Origin of the sequence: Flavobacterium zubiriense (assembly GCF_041729725.1) — a bacterium.
In the GTDB taxonomy this organism is placed as follows: Bacteria; Bacteroidota; Bacteroidia; order Flavobacteriales; family Flavobacteriaceae; genus Flavobacterium; species Flavobacterium zubiriense.
The window spans coordinates 120,601-145,286 of sequence record NZ_JBCFQL010000011.1; the positions used below are offsets into that span (position 1 = coordinate 120,601).

Annotated in this window: 15 protein-coding genes; 11 read left to right on the top strand and 4 right to left on the bottom strand. The window is 36.4% G+C overall.

What is annotated here, in order from left to right; genetic code table 11:
- The first annotated feature begins 117 nt into the window (after positions 1–117).
- From AAGV28_RS11475 to AAGV28_RS11490, 4 genes are all read left to right on the top strand, one after another.
- Positions 118–3,000 carry a TonB-dependent receptor domain-containing protein gene (locus tag AAGV28_RS11475; RefSeq protein WP_373406951.1) on the top strand — a complete coding sequence of 961 codons (2,883 nt, stop codon included), beginning with the start codon at positions 118–120 and terminating at the stop codon, positions 2,998–3,000.
- 331 nt (positions 3,001–3,331) lie between these two features.
- Complete coding sequence (atpD, locus tag AAGV28_RS11480) at positions 3,332–4,843, top strand: F0F1 ATP synthase subunit beta (RefSeq protein WP_373406952.1); 1,512 nt, start codon at positions 3,332–3,334, stop codon at positions 4,841–4,843.
- 77 nt (positions 4,844–4,920) lie between these two features.
- The gene (locus AAGV28_RS11485) at positions 4,921–5,202 is read left to right on the top strand and encodes a F0F1 ATP synthase subunit epsilon (protein WP_373406953.1); all 282 of its coding nucleotides are present in this window, start codon (positions 4,921–4,923) and stop codon (positions 5,200–5,202) included.
- Positions 5,203–5,264: 62 nt separating this feature from the next.
- On the top strand, positions 5,265–6,446 hold the full coding sequence (locus AAGV28_RS11490) for an aminotransferase class I/II-fold pyridoxal phosphate-dependent enzyme (RefSeq protein WP_373406954.1): 1,182 nt from the start codon (positions 5,265–5,267) through the stop codon (positions 6,444–6,446).
- Between the two features lie 55 nt (positions 6,447–6,501).
- On the opposite strand, the gene katG is transcribed toward AAGV28_RS11490, so the two are convergent.
- The gene (katG, locus tag AAGV28_RS11495) at positions 6,502–8,832 is read right to left on the bottom strand and encodes a catalase/peroxidase HPI (protein ID WP_373406955.1); all 2,331 of its coding nucleotides are present in this window, start codon (positions 8,830–8,832) and stop codon (positions 6,502–6,504) included.
- A gap of 207 nt (positions 8,833–9,039) precedes the next feature.
- On the opposite strand from katG, the gene AAGV28_RS11500 reads away from it, so the two are divergent.
- The 4 genes from AAGV28_RS11500 to AAGV28_RS11515 all read left to right on the top strand — a co-directional run bounded on the left by AAGV28_RS11500 (position 9,040) and on the right by AAGV28_RS11515 (position 12,863).
- Positions 9,040–9,444, top strand: a complete 405-nt coding sequence (locus AAGV28_RS11500; RefSeq protein WP_373406956.1) for a DUF2007 domain-containing protein — start codon at positions 9,040–9,042, stop codon at positions 9,442–9,444.
- A 65-nt stretch (positions 9,445–9,509) separates the two neighbouring features.
- Complete coding sequence (gene bioD / locus AAGV28_RS11505; protein ID WP_373406957.1) at positions 9,510–10,127, top strand: dethiobiotin synthase; 618 nt, start codon at positions 9,510–9,512, stop codon at positions 10,125–10,127.
- A 102-nt stretch (positions 10,128–10,229) separates the two neighbouring features.
- Positions 10,230–11,501, top strand: coding sequence for an adenosylmethionine--8-amino-7-oxononanoate transaminase (gene bioA / locus AAGV28_RS11510; protein ID WP_373406958.1), 1,272 nt, complete (start codon positions 10,230–10,232; stop codon positions 11,499–11,501).
- Between the two features lie 195 nt (positions 11,502–11,696).
- Entirely contained in the window at positions 11,697–12,863 is a 1,167-nt protein-coding gene (locus AAGV28_RS11515) for a beta-ketoacyl synthase N-terminal-like domain-containing protein (protein ID WP_373406959.1), read from the top strand.
- Between the two features lie 98 nt (positions 12,864–12,961).
- Here AAGV28_RS11515 and AAGV28_RS11520 read toward each other — a convergent pair whose 3' ends face one another.
- Positions 12,962–13,438, bottom strand: coding sequence for a regulatory protein RecX (locus AAGV28_RS11520; RefSeq protein WP_373406960.1), 477 nt, complete (start codon positions 13,436–13,438; stop codon positions 12,962–12,964).
- 281 nt (positions 13,439–13,719) lie between these two features.
- Here AAGV28_RS11520 and AAGV28_RS11525 point away from each other — a divergent pair, with 281 nt between their 5' ends.
- The 3 genes from AAGV28_RS11525 to AAGV28_RS11535 all read left to right on the top strand — a co-directional run bounded on the left by AAGV28_RS11525 (position 13,720) and on the right by AAGV28_RS11535 (position 22,661).
- Positions 13,720–16,929, top strand: coding sequence for a T9SS sorting signal type C domain-containing protein (locus tag AAGV28_RS11525; protein WP_373406961.1), 3,210 nt, complete (start codon positions 13,720–13,722; stop codon positions 16,927–16,929).
- A gap of 161 nt (positions 16,930–17,090) precedes the next feature.
- A complete protein-coding gene (locus tag AAGV28_RS11530; RefSeq protein ID WP_373406962.1) occupies positions 17,091–17,573 on the top strand; it encodes a hypothetical protein in 483 nt (160 codons plus the stop codon).
- A gap of 777 nt (positions 17,574–18,350) precedes the next feature.
- Positions 18,351–22,661 (top strand): Ig-like domain-containing protein, encoded by a 4,311-nt coding sequence (locus AAGV28_RS11535; RefSeq protein WP_373406963.1) that lies wholly within the window; start codon positions 18,351–18,353, stop codon positions 22,659–22,661.
- 211 nt (positions 22,662–22,872) lie between these two features.
- Here the strand turns inward: AAGV28_RS11535 and bioB are convergent, their stop codons facing one another.
- Both bioB and AAGV28_RS11545 read right to left on the bottom strand, forming a co-directional pair.
- Positions 22,873–23,958: a biotin synthase BioB gene (gene bioB, locus AAGV28_RS11540; RefSeq protein WP_373406964.1), complete on the bottom strand. Its 1,086-nt coding sequence runs from the start codon at positions 23,956–23,958 to the stop codon at positions 22,873–22,875.
- Between the two features lie 264 nt (positions 23,959–24,222).
- Positions 24,223–24,660, bottom strand: a complete 438-nt coding sequence (locus AAGV28_RS11545; protein WP_373406965.1) for a hypothetical protein — start codon at positions 24,658–24,660, stop codon at positions 24,223–24,225.
- Positions 24,661–24,686 lie beyond the last annotated feature (26 nt).

The window sequence follows — 24,686 nt, forward strand, 5'->3', positions numbered from 1 at the left end:
TGCTTAAATTTAATTAATTAAAAAGAGTTGATTTTTTTGATTATGCTATTAATGTAAAGGTCGATGTAAAAGTTGATGGCTTTTTTTGTGATGTTTAAATTAATAAAACTAAATCATATGAAAGCGTATTTATTTTTTTTATCATTGTTTTTCTGTAGTGTACTTTATGCGCAGAATTCTATTAAAGGTGTGGTTACTGATATAAATAATTTGCCAATTATTGGAGCTAATGTTAAGGTAATTGGTGAGTCGGTGACGACAGTAACGGATAGTGACGGAAAATTTCTTTTGATTACCTCTCTTAATCTTCCGTATGAAATTGAAATTACTAGTGTTGGTTTTGAATCAAAAACGACAGTCATCAATTCGAAAACACAATTAATTAATGTTGTTCTTAAAGAAGAGCAAAATGTACTGGATGAAATTGTTGTTTCGGCATCCAGAACACCTGAAAGAGTTTTTGAATCGCCAGTTACAATTGAGAGAATGGGAATTGCAGATGTTAAAAAAACGGCTTCTCCTACTTTTTATGACGGTTTAGAAAATATGAAAGAAGTACAAATGAACACCAGTAGTTTGTCTTTCAAATCCATCAATACACGTGGTTTTGCAACAGTAGCCAATTCTCGGTTTTTACAATTAGTTGACGGAATGGATAATGCTTCTCCATTGCTAAATTTTGTTTTGGGGAATATGATTGGGATTTCTGAAATTGATGTTCAAAGTGTCGAGTTGTTGCCAGGAGCTTCTTCTGCATTATATGGTGCAAATGCTTTCAATGGAATTTTGTTTATGAATAGCAAGAGCCCGTTTATGTACCAAGGAATCACCGCTTATGCAAAATACGGGCAAACGAGCCAAAAAGCCGCTGGTACTAATGATTTTGTGGACTATGGAATTAGAATGGCTCATGCTTTTAGTAAGCATTTTGCCGCTAAGGCAAATTTTACTTACATGAGAGGTACTGATTGGTTTGCGACTAATTATGATGATAAAACCAATTTGGGAAGAGATCGTTCGCATCAAAATTATGATGGTATAAATGTATATGGAGATGAGGTTTCGACTAATATTTATACTGTAGGACAAACAATGGTGGCTAACAATTTATTACCGGCTAATCTGGCGGCATTATTACCTAATGAGAGTGTGTCCAGAACGGGTTACAATGAAATTGATTTAACAGATAATAAAGCGAGTAATACAAAAATTGATTTTTCTTTGCATTTTAGACCTTTTGGAGATGAGAAATTAGAGGTGATTTGGCAAAGTAAATTTGGTTTTGGAAATGCAGTATATCAAGGAGCTAACCGATATTATTTGAATAATTTTTTTATGCAACAGCATAAAATAGAGTTCAAAGGAAAGAATTTTTTCCTAAGAGGTTACACTACATCCGAAGATGGAGGGCAGTCTTATGATATGCAATTCACGGGAATTAATATTAATAGGATTTGGAAATCAGATAATGATTGGTTTGGGCAATATGCAGGTGCTTATTCTCAGGCTTTTGCTGGATTATTTGGTCCCTCTTTTGCAGGAAATGCAGGAGCTTCGCATGCTTTTGCCCGTGCAGCAGCCGAAACAGGCAGATTAGTTCCGGGTACAGCGGCTTTTAATTCTGCTTTTAATCAAGTGATTTCAAATCCAGATGTATTGTCAGGATCAAAATTGGTAGATAATTCTAAAATATACCATTCAGATGCTAACTATAATTTTAAAGATTTGATTTCGTTTGCCGAAATTCAAGTGGGTGGTTCGTATCGTAAATATCAATTGAATTCATTCGGAAGAATTTATACTGATGCCAATGGCCCAATTAATTATGATGAATATGGTTTTTATAGCCAAGTGCAAAAGAAATTTTTAGAAGAACGATTGAAGTTTACAGGTTCATTGCGTTATGATAAATCTCAAAATTTTGATGGAAATTATTCACCAAGGGTTTCCTTAGTTTATGCTGCGGGTGAGTCAAGAACACATAATTTTAGAGGATCTTTCCAGACAGGTTTTAGAAATCCAACTACCCAGGATCAGTATATTGGTTTTAATGTAGGGAATGCGGTTTTGATTGGTTCGGCACCGGATAATTTATTGCGTTATTCAGAGACGAGACCAGTTGCCAATGGTACTCCTGCTGTAGGACAATTGTATGCAGGTGGTTCTTCGGTAACGATGACAGGTGAAAATGCCTATAATAATTCATATACTGCATCTTCAGTGATGGCTTTTGCGGCTTTTGCAGCTGCTAATCCAGGAAATACGCCAGGTGCAGCTGCCTTATTGCGAAAAACAAATGTAAATTATGTAAAACCTGAAGAGGTAAAAGCGTTTGAATTAGGCTATCGTTCCAGAATTAATGATGTCAATATCGATATTAATACCTATTATAATATTTATAATAATTTTATTGGAGCAGCTAATGCCGTTGCTCCACTGTATGGAACAGCATCTAATACTTTTGATTTTACAGTAGGAGCACCTACTTATGTTACAAATCCAGAGGTTCAATCTTTGCATGCTTTAGCTAATGGGAATTTCAGAGCCTATCAATTGTATACTAATACGAGTATAGAAATCAAATCATTTGGATTTGGTTTGGGACTTTCCAGAAAAGTATATAAAGATTTTGAATTTGGTGTAAACTATAATTTTGCCGAGTTTAATTTTGATCAAGCTAAAGATCCAAGTTTTGAAGCCGGCTTTAATACACCGAAACACAGAGTGAAAGCATCATTTGGAAATGAAAAAATGTTTAAAAACTTTGGTTTCAATGTTAGTGGAAGATGGAATAGTGAGTATTTATGGCAATCGTTTATGGTAGATGGAATGGTAGATGCAGCTACCGTTTTTGATGCGCAAATTAATTATACTATTCCAAGTCTTAAATCAACATTAAAAGTAGGTGGTTCTAATATTGGTGGAAGAGAATATATGCAGGTTTTAGGTGCTGGTTTAATTGGTCAACAATATTTTGTTTCCTGGACAGTAAATCCATAACGAATGGTCTTTTAGAAAATAAGATAGGGAATCTATCATTTTTATTTATTATTTTGTTGTGGGATATATTAAAAAAAAGAGTCTATTTTGGTTAAGAATCATTTGTTTTTCTAGTGCAGTTGTTTTTACTTTTTTTAAGTAATTCTATTTTCCAAAGGTAGTTTCATAGCTATTTTAAAGTGTTGTTTTATTTTTTCATGTTTTTTAAATAAAATTGTTGATTTTTTATTTTAAAAAATTATCTTTGCGCTCTGAAAAAACACCTAAATCATTGAATTTTGATGTGGTAAGTTTTGTAAACCTAAATAGCTGTTTAATAAATACATAAGTAATGTCTAAAGTAATAGGAAAAGTTGCCCAAATCATTGGCCCAGTAGTTGACGTTGTTTTCAACGGTAAGGATGTTGAACTTCCAAAAATTTATGATTCATTAGAAATCACTAAAAAAGATGGTACTAAATTAATCCTTGAGGTTCAATCTCACATTGGTGAAAATACAGTTCGTACCATTTCGATGGATTCAACAGATGGTTTGAGTAGAGGTTATGAAGTAGTTGGAACAGGAAATCCTATTCAAATGCCAATTGGAGCAGATGTTTACGGACGTTTATTCAACGTAGTTGGAGACGCTATTGATGGTTTACCAGAATTGCCTAAAACAGGAGAGAACGGAATGTCAATTCACCGTCAGGCGCCAAGATTTGAGGATTTATCAACTTCTTCTGAAGTTTTATTTACAGGTATTAAAGTAATCGATTTGATTGAGCCTTATGCAAAAGGAGGTAAAATTGGATTGTTTGGTGGTGCTGGAGTAGGTAAAACAGTATTGATTCAGGAGTTGATTAACAATATTGCAAAAGGTCACGGTGGACTTTCAGTATTCGCAGGAGTAGGAGAAAGAACGCGTGAAGGAAATGACTTGCTTCGTGAGATGTTAGAGTCAGGAATTATAAAATACGGTGAGGAATTCATGCACTCTATGGAAAATGGAGGATGGGATTTGTCTAAAGTAGACTTGCCAGGAATGAGAGAGTCTAAAGCTACTTTCGTTTTCGGACAAATGAATGAGCCACCAGGAGCACGTGCACGTGTGGCACTTTCTGGATTATCTATTGCTGAGTATTTCCGTGATGGAGCTGGATCTGATCAAGGTAAGGACGTATTGTTCTTCGTTGATAATATCTTCCGTTTTACACAAGCAGGTTCTGAGGTATCGGCACTTTTAGGTCGTATGCCATCTGCGGTAGGTTACCAACCAACATTAGCAACAGAAATGGGTGCGATGCAAGAGCGTATCACATCAACAAATAAAGGTTCTATTACATCTGTACAAGCGGTTTACGTTCCTGCGGATGATTTAACGGATCCGGCACCAGCAACAACGTTTGCTCACTTAGATGCTACTACAGTATTGTCTCGTAAAATTGCTGAGTTAGGTATTTATCCAGCGGTTGACCCGTTAGATTCTACTTCAAGAATTTTGACTCCTCAAATTTTAGGAGCAGAGCATTATGACTGTGCACAAAGGGTAAAAGAGATTCTTCAAAAATACAAACAATTGCAGGATATCATCGCTATCTTAGGTATGGAAGAGTTATCTGAAGAAGATAAGTTGGCTGTATCTAGAGCGCGTCGTGTACAACGTTTCTTGTCTCAACCGTTCCACGTTGCTGAGCAATTTACAGGTATTCCAGGTGTATTAGTTGATATTAAAGACACTATTAAAGGATTTAATATGATTATTGACGGTAAATTAGACCATTTGCCAGAATCAGCTTTCAACCTTAAAGGAACTATCGAAGAAGCTATCGAGGCTGGAGAAAAAATGTTAGCAGAAGCGTAATTGGTTGTTAGTTGTCAGTTGTTAGTTGTTCGAAAACAACCATCAACCATCAACCATCAACTATTAACTAAAAAATTATGATTTTAGAAATAGTATCACCAGAAGTGTCTTTGTTTAAAGGAGAAATAACATCAATCACATTACCAGGTGTTGATGGAAGTTTTCAAATTTTAAACAATCACGCTCCAATAGTATCCTTACTTCAAAAAGGAACTGTAAAGATTACAGCGCCAAGTTTTACCTTTAGTAAAGAAGCAGCAAAATTGTTTTCGAAAGTAAATGATCAAAACTACACTTTAGCTATTTCTTCGGGGACTATTGAAATGAAAGACAATAAAGTAATTGTTTTAGCAGACTAAGACAATTTAGATTTATACAAAAACGTCAAGCTTTGCTTGACGTTTTTTTTTACTTTTGATTTATGAGAAATCTACCTAATATTCTTAAAGCAAAATTAGAATCCAGAATTCAAAATAATGCGTTGCGTCAATTGCCTACTGACGCTAATTTAATCGATTTTACGTCAAACGATTATATTGGGCTTTCTAAGAACAAGTTTGTTTTTGATGCTGCCCATCAGTATTTGGTGAGTAACGATTGCCTCCAAAACGGTGCAACAGGTTCTCGATTAATTTCAGGAAATCACAAGGTATATCTGGAAACAGAAACGTATGTTGCTGAATTCCATCAAGCAGAAACAGCATTGATTTTTAATTCTGGTTATGATGCCAATGTGGGTTTTTTTAGTTCTGTTCCTCAAAAAGGCGATTTGATTTTGTATGATGAATTGTGTCATGCTTCCATCAGGGACGGAATTCAATTGTCGTATGCTAAAGCCTATAAATTCAATCACAATGATTTTGAAGATTTAGAAAGAAAGATTATCAATTTCAATGGCAATAACAATAGCAATTTCAATCAAAGACCTTCAACCATTTACATTGTGACTGAAAGTGTATTTTCGATGGATGGAGATACTCCAAATTTAGAAGAATTAGTTCATTTGTCTGAAAAGCACCGCTGCTATTTAGTACTTGACGAAGCACATGCCTTGGGGGTTTTTGGTGATCCCGAAACTTCGGGAGGACAAGGATTGGTTCAGGAATTTGGATTGCAAGACAACATTTTTGCCCGAATTATGACTTTTGGTAAGGGATTGGGTTGCCATGGAGCGGCTATTCTAGGAAGTTCAGAATTAAAACAATATTTAGTCAATTTTGCTCGAAGTTTTATTTATACTACAGGATTATCTCCGCATTCGGTTGCTACAATTTTGATTGCGTATCAGTATTTAGAAAAAGAAAACAAGGATATTAAGTTACTGCGAGAGAATATCATTCATTTCAATCAGCAAAAGAATGTATTGGGCTTAAAGCCAATTTTCGTTCGAAGTAAATCGGCGATTCAATCGGTTATCATTCCTGGAAATGAAAAGGTAAAATACATTGCAAAACAACTTCAAGAAAAGGGTTTTGACGTGAAAGCTATCTTATCTCCAACCGTACCAGAAGGACAGGAAAGACTGCGTTTTTGTTTGCATTCGTATAATACTAAGGATGAAATTACTGCGGTGTTGCGATTTTTATATGAGTTTTTTTTATAAAACTAATCCGCTGCTTAATAGGCAGCGGATTATCAATTTATTTCCAATTGGATTTTTATTTCTTCAAATCAAAGCGATCTAAATTCATCACTTTAGTCCAAGCCAATACAAAATCATTTACAAATTTTGATTGAGCATCATTTGTTGCATAGGCTTCGGCAACAGCTCTTAATTCTGAATTAGAACCAAAAATCAAATCAACTCGACTAGCAGTCCACTTTAATTCATTTGTTAAAGTATTGCGTCCTTCAAAGATTTCATTGGTTTCGTCTTTTGCTTTCCAAGTTGTTCCCATTTCTAATAAGTTCACAAAAAAATCATTAGTAAGTTTCTCTTTTTGGGTAGAGAAAATTCCGTTCTGACTATTGTCAAAATTAGCATTTAGAGCTCGCATTCCACCTACTAATACAGTCATTTCTGGAGCTGTTAGCGTTAATAATTGTGCTTTGTCAACTAATAAAGTTTCCGTAGGGATGCTGTATTGGGTTTTTAAGTAGTTACGGAAACCATCAGCTATTGGCTCTAAAACCGTAAATGAATTTACATCCGTTTGTTCTTGTGTAGCATCCATTCGACCTGCGTAAAAAGGGACGTTCACGTCAAATCCTGCATTTTTAGCGGCTTGTTCAATACCTACATTTCCCGCTAAAACTATTAAATCGGCCATTGAAATCAGAGAACCCTTAGACTTTGTATTAAAGTCTTTTTGAATTTCTTCTAAAACGGTGAGTACCTTTTTTAATTGGGTTGGATTGTTTACTTCCCAATTTTTTTGTGGCTCTAATCGAATACGGGCACCATTTGCACCACCTCTTCGGTCAGAACTTCTATAGGTGGAAGCCGAAGCCCATGCCGTAGTAACCATTTCGCTGATTGTTAGCCCAGATTTTGAAAGGGTTTCTTTTAATTTTAAAATTTCTTTATTGCGAACTAATTTATGATTAACAGCAGGAATTGGATCTTGCCACAATAAATCTGTTTTTGGTGCTTCTGGCCCTAAATAGGTTGTTTTTGGTCCCATGTCACGATGGGTTAATTTAAACCATGCACGAGCAAAAGCTTCGTTAAAGGCCTCTGGATTCTCTAAAAAATTACGGGAGATTTTTTCATAAACTGGGTCAAATCGCAATGATAAGTCGGTGGTAAGCATTGTAGGCTTCTGTTTTTTTGTTTTATCAAAAGCATCTGGAATGTTTAAATCGTTTGTCTTTGCAACCCACTGATGTGCACCAGCTGGACTTTTGGTTAATTCCCATTCGTAGCCAAAAAGATTTTTAAAGTAATCCTGATTCCATTGGTCTGGGGTAGAGGTCCAAGTTACTTCTAATCCGGAGGTGATTGCATCAGTACCTTTCCCTGATTTATAACTACTTTTCCATCCAAAACCTTGTTCTTCTATTCCTGCAGCTTCGGGAGCAACTCCTACGTGTTTTGCGTCACCAGCTCCATGTGTTTTTCCTAATGTATGACCACCAGCAATTAATGCAACGGTTTCTTCGTCATTCATACCCATTCGGCCAAATGTTTGTCTTATGTCAACTGCTGCCAATACTGGATCAGGAACTCCATTAGGACCTTCGGGGTTTACGTAAATTAGTCCCATTTGTACAGCGGCTAATGGATTTTCTAATTTTCGGTCAGCAGTAAAACGATTGTCGTCTAACCACTTGGTTTCTGAACCCCAATAAACATGTGATTCGGGTTCCCAAACATCTTCTCTTCCTCCAGCATATCCAAAGGTTTTGAAACCCATAGATTCAAAGGCTACGTTTCCAGTCAAAATCATTAAGTCTGCCCATGAAATTTTGTTCCCATATTTTTGTTTAATTGGCCATAAAAGTCTTCTGGCTTTGTCTAAGTTAGCGTTGTCTGGCCAACTGTTTAGTGGAGCAAATCGCTCTTGTCCTGAACGAGATCCGCCACGTCCGTCACCGGTGCGGTAAGTACCTGCGCTGTGCCATGCCATACGAATGAATAAGCCTCCATAATGACCAAAATCAGCCGGCCACCACTCTTGAGATTGTGTCATTAATTCCTTAAGGTCTTTTTTAAGCGCTTGATAGTCTAATGATTCAAATTCCTTTTTGTAATCAAAATCAGGGCTCATTGGATTTGAAAGGGATGAGTTTGTACGTAGTAAGCTCAAATCCAGCTGATTTGGCCACCATTGTTTGTTTTGATCCGATTGACTTCCTGTTCCTCTATTCGTTACGGACGCATGTGGATTTGAAGACATGTTGTGATAATCGCTTGGCTGCTTACGATCTTGATTTTGTACTTCTTTTCCATTTACGTAAGTTTTTCCAGTTACAGGGCAGGTTCCCGTTTGTTGAGAAAACCCTAAAGTTCCTAGAAAAAGAAATGTTGATAGTAATAGTTTTTTCATTTTATTTTAATTATTTTGTTTGGACAAATTTCAGTTTTAATCCGCTGTTTTTTTCTGTATATTGAACGATATTGTTTATTTTATGATAGTTAAAAACAATTAGTTTTGTTTTACATATCGATTTTAATTATTTTTTAAAAAGCAATTGTAAGTAGTTTGTACGATAGTTAGTAATTTAGGTTAGTTTAGTTTTACCTTTTAAAAGATATGGAAGAAGTTTTTAAGTTAATCGGAAGGTATCAATATTCATCACAAGCGATAATTCTTAAAGGAAAATTAGAAGCTGAAGGAATCTCGGTTTTTATGCGTGATAACAATACTGTGGATGCAAATCCTTTATACAGTAATGCTATAGGCGGAGTTAAGCTTTTTGTAAACAGTGATGATTATCCAAAAGCAATAGAAATTTTTTCTCAAGTTGCTAAGTATTCATTAGATAACGAAAATCAGTTGATGAAATGTCCAAATTGTGGAGCTGAACAAATTGACTTAGTTACTACTATAAAAGATTTGAAATCACTTTTTATTTATGTTTTTTCATTACTTCTAAGTTTGTTCCCCTTTTATTTAAAGCATAAATACAAATGTGGCAAGTGTAATTTTGAATTTTAACTCGTCTTCAAAATAAACTTTGCGAATCTTCTTTTAACTTTGTAAATCTTAGCGAAACAAAAAATATGAAATTATTTATAACGGGAATTGGAACCGACGTAGGCAAAACGATTGCCTCAGCCATTATAACAGAAGCTTTACAAGCCGATTATTGGAAACCCATCCAAGCGGGTGATTTAAATGCTTCTGATAGTCATAAAATAAAAGCCTATTTATCGAATGAGAAGACAGTAATTCATCCAAATAGCTATGCGTTACAAACGCCAGCGAGTCCACATTTGGCAGCTCAATTGGATAATATTGTTATTGATATAACGAAAATAACAGAACCGCTTACGGACAATCATCTAGTGATTGAAGGTGCTGGTGGAATTTTTGTTCCAATAAACAATCAAGATTGTGTGATTGATTTAATTAAGTCGGATTATAAAGTAATTGTGGTTTCTCGTCATTATTTGGGAAGTATCAACCATACTTTACTAACTATTGAAGCTTTGCAAAACAGAAATATTGTCATTGCAGGAATTTTGTTTAATGGTAAAGAAAATCAATCAACAGAATCCATTATTTTGAATAAAACAGGCATAAAATGTATTGGAAGAATTGATGAAGAACCCTATTTTGACCAAAATGTAATTCTTGAATATGCTGATTTTTTTCGAGAAAAATTAATGAATTTATAAGAGAGCAAAGAGAATAGAACAAAGAGGATAGACTTTCTTATCTTTGTCAAAAATTATAGCGTTTAGTCTTTTTTCTATTCTCTATTTTCTATATTCTACCACATGAACTTAACAGAAAAAGACCGCCAATACCTTTGGCATCCTTATACCCAACATAAAACGGCTCAAACTCCTATTGCTATCATCAAAGGCGAAGGTGCTTTGCTTTGGGATGAAAATAATAAACAATATATCGATGCAATTGCTTCCTGGTGGGTAAATCCTTTTGGACATAGCAACAAATTTATAGCCGATGCGATTTACAAGCAATTAACGACTTTAGAACACGTGCTTTTTGGTGGATTTACACATGAACCAGCAGTAAAAGTTGCCGAAAAATTAATGGAAATGCTGCCTGAAAATCAGCAAAAAATATTCTTTTCCGATAATGGTTCGACTTCGGTGGAAGTAGCCATCAAGGTCGCCTTGCAATATTTCTTCAACAAAGGTGAAAAACGAACCACTATTATTGCTTTCGAAAATGCCTTTCACGGCGATACTTTTGCGGCTATGGCCGCCAGCGGAATTTCGTTTTATACCCAAGCTTTTCAAGGAATGTTTATTGATGTGGTGAGAATTCCCGTTCCGGTTAAAGGCGAAGAACAAGCCAGCTTTGATGCTTTGCGAAAAGTAATTCAAGACAACAATTGTGCGGCTTTTATCTTCGAACCATTAGTACAAGGAGCTGCCGGAATGGTGATGTATGAACCAGAAGCTTTAGACGAATTAATCCAAATTTGTGTAGCAAATAAGGTGCTTACTATAGCCGATGAAGTAATGACTGGTTTTGGTAAAACAGGAAAAACTTTTGCGATGGATTATTGCCAGCATGTTCCTGATATGATGTGTTTGTCCAAAGCCTTGACTGGAGGGACGATTCCGATGGCGATTACCACTTTCACCCAAGAAATATTTGAAGCTTTTTATGACGATGATATTAATAAAGCCTTGTTTCACGGGCATACTTTTACAGCCAATCCTACAGGTTGTGCAGCAGCGTTGGCTAGTTTTGAATTGTTGCAAACTCCTGAAATGCAAGCCAATTTAGCTCGGGTAAATGCCCGTCATTTGGCTTTTCAAGGACATATTAAGAATCATCCAAAAGTCACTACTACTCGGGTTTTAGGAACTATTTTTGCCTTGGAAATCAAGAAAGAAAGTGAAGAAAGTTATTATGGAACGATGCGGACTAAATTGTATAATTTTTTTATTGAAAACGGTGTTATTTTGAGACCAGTAGGAAACATTGTTTACATTTTGCCTCCTTATATTATTACGGACGACCAATTGCAAAAAGTGTATGAAGTGGTCGAAAAAGCATTGGAAATAGTTTAACGTTTAACCATAAAGTTCACTAGGGTTGTACTAAGCACACTGTTTTTTATCTGTTTAATTTACTTTCAATTTTCAGCTATCTGATTATTTAGGTTTTAAGACAAGAGAACTTAGAGAGCCTTGTGTCTTCTTTGTGAACTTTGTGGTTAATTTTTTTAAAAAACTTCACGACCTTTGCGGTAAAATAAAATAGCCTTGTCGAAAATCATCTCTATTACAGCTCTAGCCTCTATTTCTCCATTAGGAAATAACCCGAAAACCATTTGGAAAAATTACCTTTCTGAAAAGCATTGTTTTTCTAAAAAGGTTTTAGATAATCAGGAAACTTGGGTTGCTGAGTTGGATGAAGGTTCAAGAAAAATAGTTGCTGAATTACAGCAATCGGATGTTAAATACAAATCATTAGACAAATCGGTTTTGTACGCTATGGCCGCTTCGCGCCAAGCGGTTGAAAATGCAGGATGGGATACTGCTTCCGTTTTTGGAATTAATATTGGTTCATCGCGTGGCGCGACAGATTTATTCGAAAAACACTTTCAGGAATATTTAGAAACGGGCAAAGCGCAAACATTGGCTTCGCCAACAACAACTCTGGGAAATATTGCTTCCTGGGTTGGACACGATTTGCAAAGTACAGGGCCTGAAATCTCGCATTCTATTACCTGTTCTACTGCCTTACATGCACTTTTAAATGGCGTTGCTTGGTTGCGAGCTGGAATGGTCGATAAATTCCTTATTGGCGGAAGTGAAGCTCCTCTAACCGATTTCACCATTGCTCAAATGCGAGCGTTGAAAATATATTCTCATAGTGAAGAAGAATATCCTAATCAGGCGTTGCATTTAGATAAAAAACTCAATTCGATGATTCTGGGTGAGGGAGCATCGGTTTGTTGTCTCGAAATAGGGAAAAAAGACAATGCTCTGGCTATTATCGAAGGAATAGGGTATGCTACTGAAATTTTAGAACACAATATTTCTATCTCGGCTGAGGCGACTTGTTTTCAAAAATCTATGAAAATGGCTTTGCAGAATATTAGCCCAGAAGAAGTTGATGTAATAGTCATGCACGCGCCAGGAACTAAAGCAGGAGACTTAACGGAGTATAAGGCAATTCAGAAAATCTTCGGAGAAAATCTTCCTTTATTGACTACCAATAAGTGGAAAATTGGACACACTTTTGGCGCTTCGGGAATGTTGAGTATTGAATTGGCCGTTTTGATGTTGCAACACAATCAGTTTATTGGAGTTCCTTTTTTAGACAACCCTTTCAGGGTTCAAAACCCTGAAAGGGTAATAAAAAAAGTTTTGGTCAATGCGGTAGGTTTTGGTGGAAATGCGGTGAGTGTTTTGTTAGCTATTTAACCACAAAGCTCACAAAGAACACACAAAGTCCACAGTTTTTTACGGATGATTTATTGTTTTTTTGCTAATGACTTTTATAACTGAACACTAAAAACTGATTACTGGTCACTAGTTTCTAACTCCCTAACTTTCTCGTAAACTAAGTTGCTTTCAAATCCGCGTCTTAGCATAAAGTCGCAAAATTTCTTTCTTTTCTTTAAAGTGTTTTTTTCCTGAGTGGATTCCCAATGTCTATTTGCTAAGGTGTCAAAAGTGGTATAATATTCTTCAGGGCTAATCTCTTTTAAAGCGATAGTAATTAAAGTTTGGTTGATACCTCTGAATTTTAATTCATTGGTAATTCTGATTTTTCCCCAATGTTTCATACGGTGTTTTCCTCTTGCAAAACTACAGGCAAAACGTTCTTCGTTAAGGAAATTATCCTGAATTAAATGTGCAATTATTTGGTCTATTTCATCCGAATCCATTTTCATGCTTCGCAATTTTTGCTCCACCTCTTGATGACAGCGTTCCTGATAAGCACAATAATGCTCTATTTTATGAATGGCTTCTTTGATGGAAAATACATCTTTCATTTTTTAAATTTCCAATTGTGTTTGCATAGTCTAAGCCATAAAGGTACTTATTTCTATTAAAAGAGTTTGTTTGTCCTTAAAAAAGGCTTTTTGAAGGATCAAAATAAGCTGAAATAGTACTGAATAGAATGATTTTCAAACGGTTATTTTTTGTAAAGAAAAGCGGATTGGCGACAAAACATGTTGTTTATCGATTTATTTTGCATCCTGATTATCAATGGTTTAATTTAATAATTCAGTTTTTTGAATCCTGAATTGTTTCAACTTATAATTTCCAACTTATGAGGCTATTTTTACTTTCTATTGTTGTGTTTTTTATTTCTTCTAATGGTATTGCACAATTTACCATCACAGGTTCGGTAAATTCGAGTTCTTATTCTTGTGCCAGTTTTTTGGGAAATAGCACCATTTACATTGGTGATGGAACTACCCCCACTAATTTGGTGATGAATCAAGACCTGAATTTACATAATTCATGCGCTTTAGGGCCAATTCATTTTGTGATACGAGCAAATGCTACAGTAGATTTTTCTCCGGGAAATAATAGGCTGACTTTGCCAGCGGGATCTTCGATAGAGATTGAACCAGGTGGAGGTTTTGTAGAGGGAAGTTGCACTGCGTCAGAAAGAATTTATATAGGAACTACATTGCTGGCGAGTTGTAATGGTAAGGCTACTGCTTTATATGATTTTGATGAGTTAGTAGCTAATGGGGGTTATAATTTTGTTAGTTATTCGGTAGCGCCACTTTGCGGTCCAGGTACGGCTACCATAGCAGTTTCAGTTGCGCCTACTCCATCGGCTTCTACTACTTATAATTTGTTTACCGCAGCCAGTGGTGGTAGTGCTATTGCTACGGTTACGGCAAACACAAGTCCGTATTCCGCTAGTATAGTTACACCTTCCATTTCCTCAACAACTACATATTACGTATCAGCCACTACTGGCTCTGCCACAACTCTAAGGAGAGCAGTAGTGGTTACTGTAAACCCGCTTCCTGTTATAACTACGCAACCGCTCAACCAGCTCGATTGCGAGGGGGCTACGGTACGGTTTAGAGTCATTGCTTCTGGTGCTGGATTGACCTATAGTTGGCAGCGAAAAAGACCATCCGATGCTGATTTTGTAACGATGACAGATGCCGAAAGTAATACCGATTATACTCAAACGGATAACCTAAGAATTGGCAATGTAGGAAGCACTCAATATCCTGAAGGAACCCAATTTCGTGTTATTGTTTCTAGTGGCAATTGTAGTCTGATTTCCAATACCGCCACGCTTACGGTAAACGAAATTACCGATGTCAGCGGAGCAACGAATGCAACCCAGTGCTCAGGAACTAACTATTCTTATACAGTATCAACTTCGCATCCAGCTAATGTGGTCACTTATCGTTGGAAAAAATCAGTCACCTCTGGAGTTTGGGATGATATTACTGATGGAGGTGCTTATTCGGGTGCTACAACGGCTACTTTAACGATTACTGGAGGTACGCCAGCCGAATCTGGACTATATCGAGCTTATGTTAGTTTTCAGTCTTCGGGTACTGATTGTAATGTAAGTAGTACCACTAGAAGCAGAAGAATTACTTTTTTGCCTGATTTGGCTACTCCAGAAACCACTATTACACAACCCAATTGTGTGTTGAATACGGGAACAATAGTTGTAACTATCCAAAATTTAACAGATACTTATAGCTTTGATAACGGTCTAAACTTTCATTCGAATAATGTTGCTACAGGATTGACTCCAGGAACTTATTCGGTTATGGTTAGAAACCAAACGGGTTGTATATCTCCAGCAAGAATTTGTCAAATAGTTAGTGCTGTTACCACCTGGGACGGAACAAACTGGCTCAATGGAAATCCTGATGCAACTAAAGCAGTTGTTTTTGAACAAAATTTTAATTCTACTACTAGTATAGAGGCTTGTTCTTGTCAAATTACTAATGGCGCCAGTGTGGTCATTAATCCAGAACACACCTTGACAGTTATTAATGCGGTTGCGGTACTAGATGGTACGCTCACTTTTGAAAACAATGCGAGTTTGGTTCAAATTAATGACGCCGCTGTCAATACGGGTAGTATTCAATACAAACGCCACACTGCGCCAGTAAGGCGTCATGATTTTACCTACTGGTCGTCGCCGGTGGAGGGGCAAACATTAAAGAATTTATCACCTAATACACTTTATGATAAATACTACAGTTATAATAACGGTTGGGTAATTTCTTATAGCGGAATAGCCAATATGGATAAAGGAAAAGGCTACAGCATTCGTGCGCCTCAAACCTTTAGTCTTACCACTCCTGAAATTGATTACAGCCCTCTTTTTGTAGGTGTTCCTCATAACGGGATTGTTGCTTTAAACCTGATTCCTAGTCAGTCCTACTTATTGGGAAATCCCTATCCATCGGCTATTGATGCTGATGCGTTTTTAGATTTTAATATAAATGTACTCGAAGGCACATTGTATTTCTGGACACATAATTCGCTTCCTAGTACTGATTTTTCGGGGGCAGCAAAGTACAATTATTCCTCAAGTGATTATGCTATGTATAATAGAACTGGCGCTGTAGGAACACGTATTTCAACAGCAGTTGCAGCCACTACAGGAGTAGAAGTACCTACTGGTCAAATTGCCGCTGGTCAAGGATTTTTTGCGCCTGCAAGTGCTGCTGGAGGAACAGTAGTCTTTAACAACAGTATGCGTGTTGCCGGAGGAGTTTTGGGGACTAATAATTCCCAATTTTTTAAAACCGAAGCAGTTGCTAAAGCCACCCCGCTGGCAGAAACCACAAAAAACCGTATTTGGTTGAATTTAACTAATAACCAGGGTGTTTTTAAGCAAATGTTAGTGGGTTATGTCCCTAAAGCCACTAATGATTATGATGCTGGTTTTGATGGAGTGACTTATAGTGGTCATTCGGTTGTAGATTTTTACAGTCTAAATAATGCCGTAAATCTCTCTATTCAAGGGCGGGCTTTGCCTTTTACAGCAAAGGATTCGGTGGTTTTAGGATATAAATCAACGCTTCAAGGTCAATTCCAGATAAGTATTGATCGTGCTGATGGGGTTTTGGCAAACCAAAATGTTTTTCTCGAAGATACGCAGTTGCAACTGCTTCATGACCTAAAAAAAGAACCTTATAAGTTTCTGACAGAAAAAGGAACGTTCAACCAGCGGTTTGTATTGCGTTATGAGGATGCCAATGCAGAAGAAAATTTGGCTCAAGAAACGTCTAGCCCGCTTGCCTCGGCGGTTTGGGTTACTGCAAAGTCAGGCAGTGTAGCCATACATACATCAGAAATTCTACTAGACAAGGTGGCTATTTATGATGTAACGGGTAGAAAATTATACCAGAAAGACAAAATAGGAGAGCAGCAGCTTGATGTTTCTCTTAACAAACAGATACACAAAGTGCTACTAGTGGTGCTCTCCTTGCAAGATGGAACAAAATTAAGCAAGAAGTTACTTTTATCGGCTAAATAGCACACACCACTTTAGCCTTTAATCCTTTTAAGGTTTTAAACCCTACAAAGGTTAGGTTCAAATAAAATAGCATTGTAGTATTTTGTTTGGTAATACTGGTACTGTGATAAGAAAAAATTTATATATTTGAATTGTTATAAACCAATTAAATATAAATTAGTATGCCAAAATTAGTGACCACAATTCCATCGGCGGCAATTATAACTGCTTTTACCACTGCGGTTAACAATGCTCTTACGCCATTGAACCCTTTTAAAATTAATCTGACTAATGAGCAAAAAACAGGAACGCGCTCTATGGCAGAGGGCAGAGAAGGCTATGCCCGATTAGTTTCTCGAATTGCCAATCAGTTTCCTAACTCCCTGAGTCGGGTGGATGTTCCTACAGAACTTTCAGGCTTATTAGACTATTACAACGGTCTTGAGGCAAACCGAATGGCACTGCTGCAAGCCATGGAAACCATCGAGGAAATGCAGCTTGCTGCCGCTACCGATGTCATGACACTCGTTGACCGCTATGCCGCCAGCCTACAAATTTCAAGAGGGAATGAAGGTGCGCTAGACCTTGCTATGGGCGAAGTCGACCAATGGAACAAGCGTTATGCTAACAAGAAAGAGGCTGATGAAATACCTCCAGCAGAATAAAAAGACCAACCCTTAAACAAACCCTAATCATTGCAAAAACCAGACGGAGGTATATCCAGTCTGGTTTTTTTTATGGCATAGCACGCCATACTAAAACTATGGCTCGCCTAGCTATTTTTTAGGCAGTAGCTTCCATTTGCCTAGGCACGCCTTTACTTTTGGTAGGCGCGCCTAGCTTTTTTGTAGGTGTCGCCTATAAAAAAGCTAGGCGAGCCTTCGTTTTTTATAGCCTTGCCTAGCCTTTTAGTAGGCTGAGCTTTTACAAAGTTTAGGCGAGCCATAGTTTTAGTATGGCACGCCTATGGTTTAGGTGGGCGTGCCTATGATTTAGGTAGGCTCGCCTTTAGTTTTGGTAGGCGCGCCTATGGTTTAGGTAGGCGCGCCTATAGTTTTGGTAGGCGCAGCTTTTACCGTTAACTCTTTTAGGGTTTTAAACCCTAAAAGGATTAACCTAAGAAAAAAATTCGTCCCGATAGCGATCGGGATTCTGTTCCATCCGTGGTCTATTGCTGCATTGATTCCGCTAAGCCTACAGTCGTTTTTATTTTTCAATGTTTTTAAAAACCAAAATCCCAATTTTATCGTATCTAAAAAAAAACACTAAAACCTTGTTGTTCAATACGCTGGTGGTACTGGCTTAAACGCCAATGTTAATACTAAAAAATGGTAGATTACCGACTAAAAATGCAGATAAACGACTTTATTATTTTTTTGCTCAGACTCTATGTTAATTTATACTCAAATTTAAAGTGCCCCCTTTACTTTTAAACCTACTTTATGAAGCAAATTTTACTTAAGAAATCTTTTTTTATATTTATAATTCTACTTATTTCAACTGTTGGATATTCTCAATGCTCTATTACTGCATCAAGAAATACTTCTGGACTAAGTTGTGGTAATTCTCCTTTAAGTACTTGTGGAGGAGTTTTATACATAGGTGATGGAACTAATGCCATGACTTTAATAATGACTTCCAATTTAAATCTTTCTTGCTTAGGTCCTATACGTTTAATAATTAGAAATAATGCTACCGTTGATTTTTCTTCAGGAAATTTTGATTTGCAATTGGCTGCTGGTTCTTCTATCGAAATAGAGAATGGAGGGCAATTAGGAGCTGCAACTAACTGTAGTGCTTCAGATTTGATTAAAATAGGGAATGTAAATGTGGCATCTTGTAATGGAGGCGGAAGCGGAGTATTAACAAGTTTCCCAGGTTTGGTTGCAAGTGGTGGCTATAGCTCAATTAATGCTACAGCAAGTCCAAGTTCGATATGTAATTCAGGCAATACAACCTTGACGGCAACAGCATCTCCTTCAAGTGGAGCGACTTATAGATGGTATAATACTCAAAGTGGTGGGACTCTTTTGCATACAGGAAGTACTTATACTCCTTTTCTAAATACAACAACAACTTATTATGTAGATGCTTCCTATACATCTCCAACTTATACAACCATAAGAAGGGCAGTTACTGTTACGGTTAATCCTAACAGTGTTGGAGGTACTGCTTCAGCTAGCCAGTCTATTTGTAGTGGAAGTACTCCTTCAAATATTAGTTTGTCTGGATATACTGGTACAATCCAATGGCAGGTTTCTACTAACAACAGTACTTTTACTAATATTTCCGGAGCTAATAGTGCTACCTTAACTAGTGCTCAAATGGGTACTTTAACAGCAACTCGATATTATAGAGCAGTTGTAACAAGTGGCAATTGTTCTTCATCAAATTCAAATACTGTAACAGTCACCGTAAATGCAACTCCTTCTGTTCCGAGTACAGCAAGTCCATATAGTGCTACGTGTTCAGGTTTTACAGCTCAATGGGGTTACGCATCTAATGCTACTAATTATATTTTAGATATAGCTACAGATTCTGGTTTTACTAGTATTGTTTCAGGATATAATAATTTGAGTGTTGGGGATGTATTGAGTTATGTAGTAACAGGTCTTAATCCGGCTACAACTTATTATTACAGAGTAAGAGCATCTGGTTGTAGTACAAGTGCCAATTCAGGTACTATGAGTATTGCTACTTCTACAGTTGCTATTCCAAGTATAGCAAGTCCATATAGTGCTACTTGTTCAGGTTTTACAGCTCAATGGGGATATTCTGCTAATGCCACTAATTACATTATAGATGTAGCGACAGATTTTAGTTTTACTAGTATTGTATCAGGTTATAATAATTTGAGTGTAGGTAATGTTTTGAATTATGCGATAACAGGACTTAATCCAGCAACAACATATTATTATAGAGTAAGAGCATCTGGATGTAGTACAAGTGCAAATTCAAGCACAATGAGTAATACTACTTCTACAATTGCAATTCCAAGTACAGCAAGTCCATATAGTGCTACTTGTACTGGTTTTACAGCACAATGGGGATTTTCAGCTAATGCCACTAATTACATTATAGATGTAGCAACAGATTCTGGTTTTACTAGCATAGTATCAGGTTATAATAATTTGAGTGTAGGTAATGTTTTGAATTATGCGATAACAGGACTTAATCCAGCAACAACATATTATTATAGAGTAAGAGCATCTGGATGTAGTACAAGTGCAAATTCAGGTACAATGAATTATACAACTTCTCCAGTGCCTGCTTCTATTCCTGTTGTAATAGGTGCTTCAAATTCGAATTGCTCTAACGGTTTACAATTAAATTGGAATCAAGTAACAAACGCTACAGGTTATTATTTAGATATTTCAACAAATAATAGTTTTTCTAGTTTTGTTTCAGGTTATAATGGGTTTAATATAGGGTATCAAACTAGTAGTTTTTATGCAGGTGGACTTTCTTCTGGATTAACTTATTATTATAGAATTAGAGCTTACAATAGTTGCAGTACAACTGCAAGTTCTAATGTGGTTTCATTTTCTATTGGATCTGTAGGAGGAACAGTTACAGGTAGTACAGCAGTTTGCTCAGGAATTAATAGTACTGTTTTAACACTATCAGGTCATACAGGAAATATTGTAAGATGGGAATCTTCTTTGAATAATTTTGCAACAGCAGGAATTACAATTGCTAATACAACGACAACATTAACTGCAACTAATTTAACTGCTACAACATCATATAGAGCTGTTGTACAAAATGGTTCTTGTTCAATGTTAAATTCTACAATAGCAACAATTGCGGTAACTTCTCTTTCTACTCCAATAGCATCAACCCCAACTAATCCTAGCTGTAAGGTGCCAACAGGGAGTGTACAATTAAGTGGTTTACCAAGTTCAGGGACTATTGTTCAAACAGGAGAGCGTAGTGAGAATATTGTAATTTCGGGCGGAGGTTCGCAACTAATAACAGGGCTTCATCCCGGTACTTATTATTTTGCAGTTTCTTATGGAGGCTGTACCTCAGCAACAGTAACTGTTGAAATTATTGCTCCAGATACAAATACTTGGTCAGGTTCTTGGTCAAATGGAACTCCTACAATCAGTCAAAGATTAGTTTTTGCTACCCATTATACAAACGCAAATGATGTTGATGTTGAGGGCTGTTCTTGTCTGGTTACGGGATCAGCTGAAGTTACCATAAAATCAGGACATACTTTAAAAATTGAAAATGGGGTTGAAGTTCAGCCTAATGCAAAATTAACTTTTGAAAACAACGCCAGTTTAGTTCAAATCAACGATGATGCAGTAAACTCTGGAGATATTCATTACCATCGTCATACCGCGCCAGTAAAACGTTTTGATTTTACGTATTGGTCTTCGCCAGTAACTTCTTTAGTTGCGCCACAAACCTTAAAAAAATTATCCCCTAATACCCTTTTTGATAAATATTTCAGTTACAATAACGGTTGGGTATTAGAAAAAAATGGAGTTGCTACGATGACAAAAGGGCGAGGCTATATCATTAGAGCTCCTCAAAATTTTAGTACCACTGTTGCTGCAATTGATACTATTCCAGTGTTTGTAGGAGAACCACATAATGGAGTTTGTTCATTTCCTATTACCGGAAATCAAGTCCACCTTTTAGGAAATCCTTATCCATCTGCATTAAATGCTGATTTATTTTTAGATGAAAATGAATTGATATTAGAAGGAACATTATATTTTTGGACTCATAATACTGCGCCAAGTACTACTATAGTCGGAGCTAATCTTTATAATTACACGTCTAATGATTATGCTACTTACAATAGGACAGGTGGAGTTGGAACTCGCATGTCTAGCGCTGAGGCTGCTTATTTAGGAGGAGCTGTACCAACAGGAAGAATTGCTGCGGGACAGGGGTTTTTTGCGCCCGCAAAAGCAACTGGGAATATAGTATTTAATAATAGAATGAGATTAGGTACAGGAGGGGTTTTATTAGATAATTCGCAGTTTTTTAAATTGAAAACTAGCGCAAAGGAAAGCGCAAATACCACAGTAAGAGAAAAGAGCCGTATTTGGTTGAATTTAACAAACAAGCAAGGTGCTTTTAAACAAACACTTGTAGGTTATGTTTCAGGAGCTACTAACGATTATGATGGTGGTTTTGATGGAGTGAGTTATGATGGCAATCAATTTGTTGATTTTTATAGTGTAAATAATGCTACAAATTTAGCAATCCAAGGGCGTGCTTTGCCTTTTGTGAAGCAAGACAGTATTGTTTTAGGATATAAATCGGCTATTATAGGTGAATTCCAAATTAGTATCGACCGTACAGATGGAACTTTAGCTACTCAGAATGTGTTTTTAGAAGATAAAGTTTTGGCAGTACTGCATGATCTTAAGAAAGAGCCTTATACTTTTAGTACAGAGAAAGGGATTTTTAATAATCGTTTTGTGTTGCGTTATGTAGATAAAAACGCAGTAGTAGAGGAAGTAATTGAACCTACATTGCCTGTTGAAGAGCAAAGAAGTAAAGAAGTAGTTGCATCTGTTAAGAATTCTAAAATTACCATTAACTCAGCTGAATCTAACTTAGAGGCAGTTGTTGTTTACGATAGTGCTGGAAGGCTGATGTATCAAAAAAATAATGTGGCTAATTCGGTATTAGTTATTTCTAATATAATTTCGAGCCAACAAGTATTATTGATAACTATTGAATTAGAAAATGGAACTAAAGTGAGTAGAAAGGTTGTTTACAATTAACAACATTTATTAGATAAACAAATTAGTCCAATTCTTTTTTGTCACATCTAGCGCAGTCAAGATGCTATAATGGTTCTCGAATGCGCTCGAATTGACAATAAGGTCAATTTAAATTTATATCGATTCAAATAAAAAAACCCGTCTTGTTCATTTAAACAAGACGGGTTTTATATTAAAAATTAAATCAAGCCATAAAAATAAATCAAGTGATTTATTTCCCTTTGATTGACGCTTCTATATTACGTTCAATAGTGTGTCCTGGACGAGACCATTTTGGTTTTTCACCCAAAGGTGCATATTGAGAATCGGATGCTTCAACCGTTTGCGGTTGTGAAACTTTTGTAAAAGGTTTTTGCGGATTCAAACCTAACATTTCAAACATTTTCATGTCTTCGTTAACATCAGGATTTGGAGTAGTTAACAATTTGTCACCAGCAAAAATAGAATTGGCACCAGCAAAAAAACACATGGCTTGTCCTTCACGGCTCATATTTGTTCTTCCAGCAGACAAACGGACTTGAGTTTCAGGCATAACTATACGTGTAGTAGCTACCATTCGAATCATTTCCCAAATTTCAACTGGTTTTTCTTCTTCCATTGGAGTTCCTTCAACAGCAACTAGTGCATTGATAGGCACTGATTCTGGTTGTGGATTTAGCGTAGAAAGTGCTACTAGCATACCAGCACGGTCTTCGATGCTTTCTCCCATTCCAATGATTCCTCCGCTACAAACCGTTACATTGGTTTTACGCACATTTTCTATGGTTTCTAAACGGTCTTCGAACCCTCTTGTCGAAATCACATCTTTATAATATTCTTCAGAAGTATCTAAATTATGATTGTAAGCATATAAACCTGCTTCTGCCAATCGTTGCGCTTGATTTTCAGTAATCATACCTAGCGTGCAACATACTTCCATGTCTAGTTTATTAATGGTACGAACCATTTCTAAAACTTGGTCAAATTCAGGGCCATCTTTAACATTTCTCCAGGCTGCTCCCATGCATACACGAGAAGAACCTGTGGATTTAGCACGCAAAGCCTGTGCTTTTACCTGACTAACACTCATTAAATCATTTCCTTCAACACCAGTGTTATAGCGTGCTGCCTGAGGACAATAGCCACAATCTTCTGGACAACCTCCTGTTTTTATGGATAATAAAGTAGACACTTGAACCACATTTGGGTCGTGGTGTTCTCTATGAATGGTTGCCGCTTCAAAAAGCAAATCCATCATAGGTTTATTGTATATGGCAATAATTTCTTCTTTAGTCCAATCGTGTTTTGTACTACTCATTGAATTGTATTTTTTAATGGCTCAAAAGTAGTTAAATTGTTCAAAATGGCAATGCAATGAGCAGGGCAAACGCACGATTTTTATTTTTGACATGAATTATACTAATTTGTACCATGTTTACAGCCTTTGGTCGATTCGGTTGCTTTTATGACATCTCAATTTGTGTGTGTAATTTGCGGCTAATTTTTTTTATCCGAATTGCTGCGTTTGCCCTAAATGCAGTAGCCTTTAAAAGGGATGGGATAAAATGAAGCTTTTTTTGAATTAATCGGATGGATATTTCTTTTTCCAAAGCAACATTGACGAAAAAGTTACAATTACAGCCGAAACAATTCCCTCAATAAGTAGTGAAATAGTATACGTCATCACCGAAGGACTTCCTACAAACAATAATGATTTTGAGAGTGTTAGAATGTAAGTGTCTCCACCTTTAGAATATATGTAGGCAACTAAGCCTATTATGCTTAAAAGCACACCGGTTAAAGAAGTTATTAATGCTGAAATGGCATTGTCAGCAAAATTAATTTTTCCTTCAATAAAATTAGATTTTAAGGTTTTGTTGACACCGTAATAGATAAATACGATATTGAAAAGTCTTAAGTAAAATAAATTAGAGAGCTTAAAAAGTTCCATCAACACAAAATAAAGAGCAATACTTATAAAAATAATAACTCCATTATATAATTCTTTTGGCAGTTTCATACGTTTAATTTTTTAAGGTTAAAAAA

What these genes read in the sequence shown, in the direction of transcription:
- bioB (WP_373406964.1), bottom strand. Translation starts at nt 23,958, where the DNA reads ATGAGTAGTACAAAACACGATTGGACTAAAGAAGAAATTATTGCCATA.
- AAGV28_RS11485 (WP_373406953.1), top strand. Translation starts at nt 4,921, where the DNA reads ATGATTTTAGAAATAGTATCACCAGAAGTGTCTTTGTTTAAAGGAGAA.
- katG (WP_373406955.1), bottom strand. Translation starts at nt 8,832, where the DNA reads ATGAAAAAACTATTACTATCAACATTTCTTTTTCTAGGAACTTTAGGG.
- AAGV28_RS11490 (WP_373406954.1), top strand. Translation starts at nt 5,265, where the DNA reads ATGAGAAATCTACCTAATATTCTTAAAGCAAAATTAGAATCCAGAATT.
- AAGV28_RS11535 (WP_373406963.1), top strand. Translation starts at nt 18,351, where the DNA reads ATGAAGCAAATTTTACTTAAGAAATCTTTTTTTATATTTATAATTCTA.
- bioD (WP_373406957.1), top strand. Translation starts at nt 9,510, where the DNA reads ATGAAATTATTTATAACGGGAATTGGAACCGACGTAGGCAAAACGATT.
- AAGV28_RS11520 (WP_373406960.1), bottom strand. Translation starts at nt 13,438, where the DNA reads ATGAAAGATGTATTTTCCATCAAAGAAGCCATTCATAAAATAGAGCAT.
- AAGV28_RS11530 (WP_373406962.1), top strand. Translation starts at nt 17,091, where the DNA reads ATGCCAAAATTAGTGACCACAATTCCATCGGCGGCAATTATAACTGCT.
- bioA (WP_373406958.1), top strand. Translation starts at nt 10,230, where the DNA reads ATGAACTTAACAGAAAAAGACCGCCAATACCTTTGGCATCCTTATACC.
- AAGV28_RS11500 (WP_373406956.1), top strand. Translation starts at nt 9,040, where the DNA reads ATGGAAGAAGTTTTTAAGTTAATCGGAAGGTATCAATATTCATCACAA.
- AAGV28_RS11525 (WP_373406961.1), top strand. Translation starts at nt 13,720, where the DNA reads ATGAGGCTATTTTTACTTTCTATTGTTGTGTTTTTTATTTCTTCTAAT.
- AAGV28_RS11545 (WP_373406965.1), bottom strand. Translation starts at nt 24,660, where the DNA reads ATGAAACTGCCAAAAGAATTATATAATGGAGTTATTATTTTTATAAGT.
- AAGV28_RS11475 (WP_373406951.1), top strand. Translation starts at nt 118, where the DNA reads ATGAAAGCGTATTTATTTTTTTTATCATTGTTTTTCTGTAGTGTACTT.
- atpD (WP_373406952.1), top strand. Translation starts at nt 3,332, where the DNA reads ATGTCTAAAGTAATAGGAAAAGTTGCCCAAATCATTGGCCCAGTAGTT.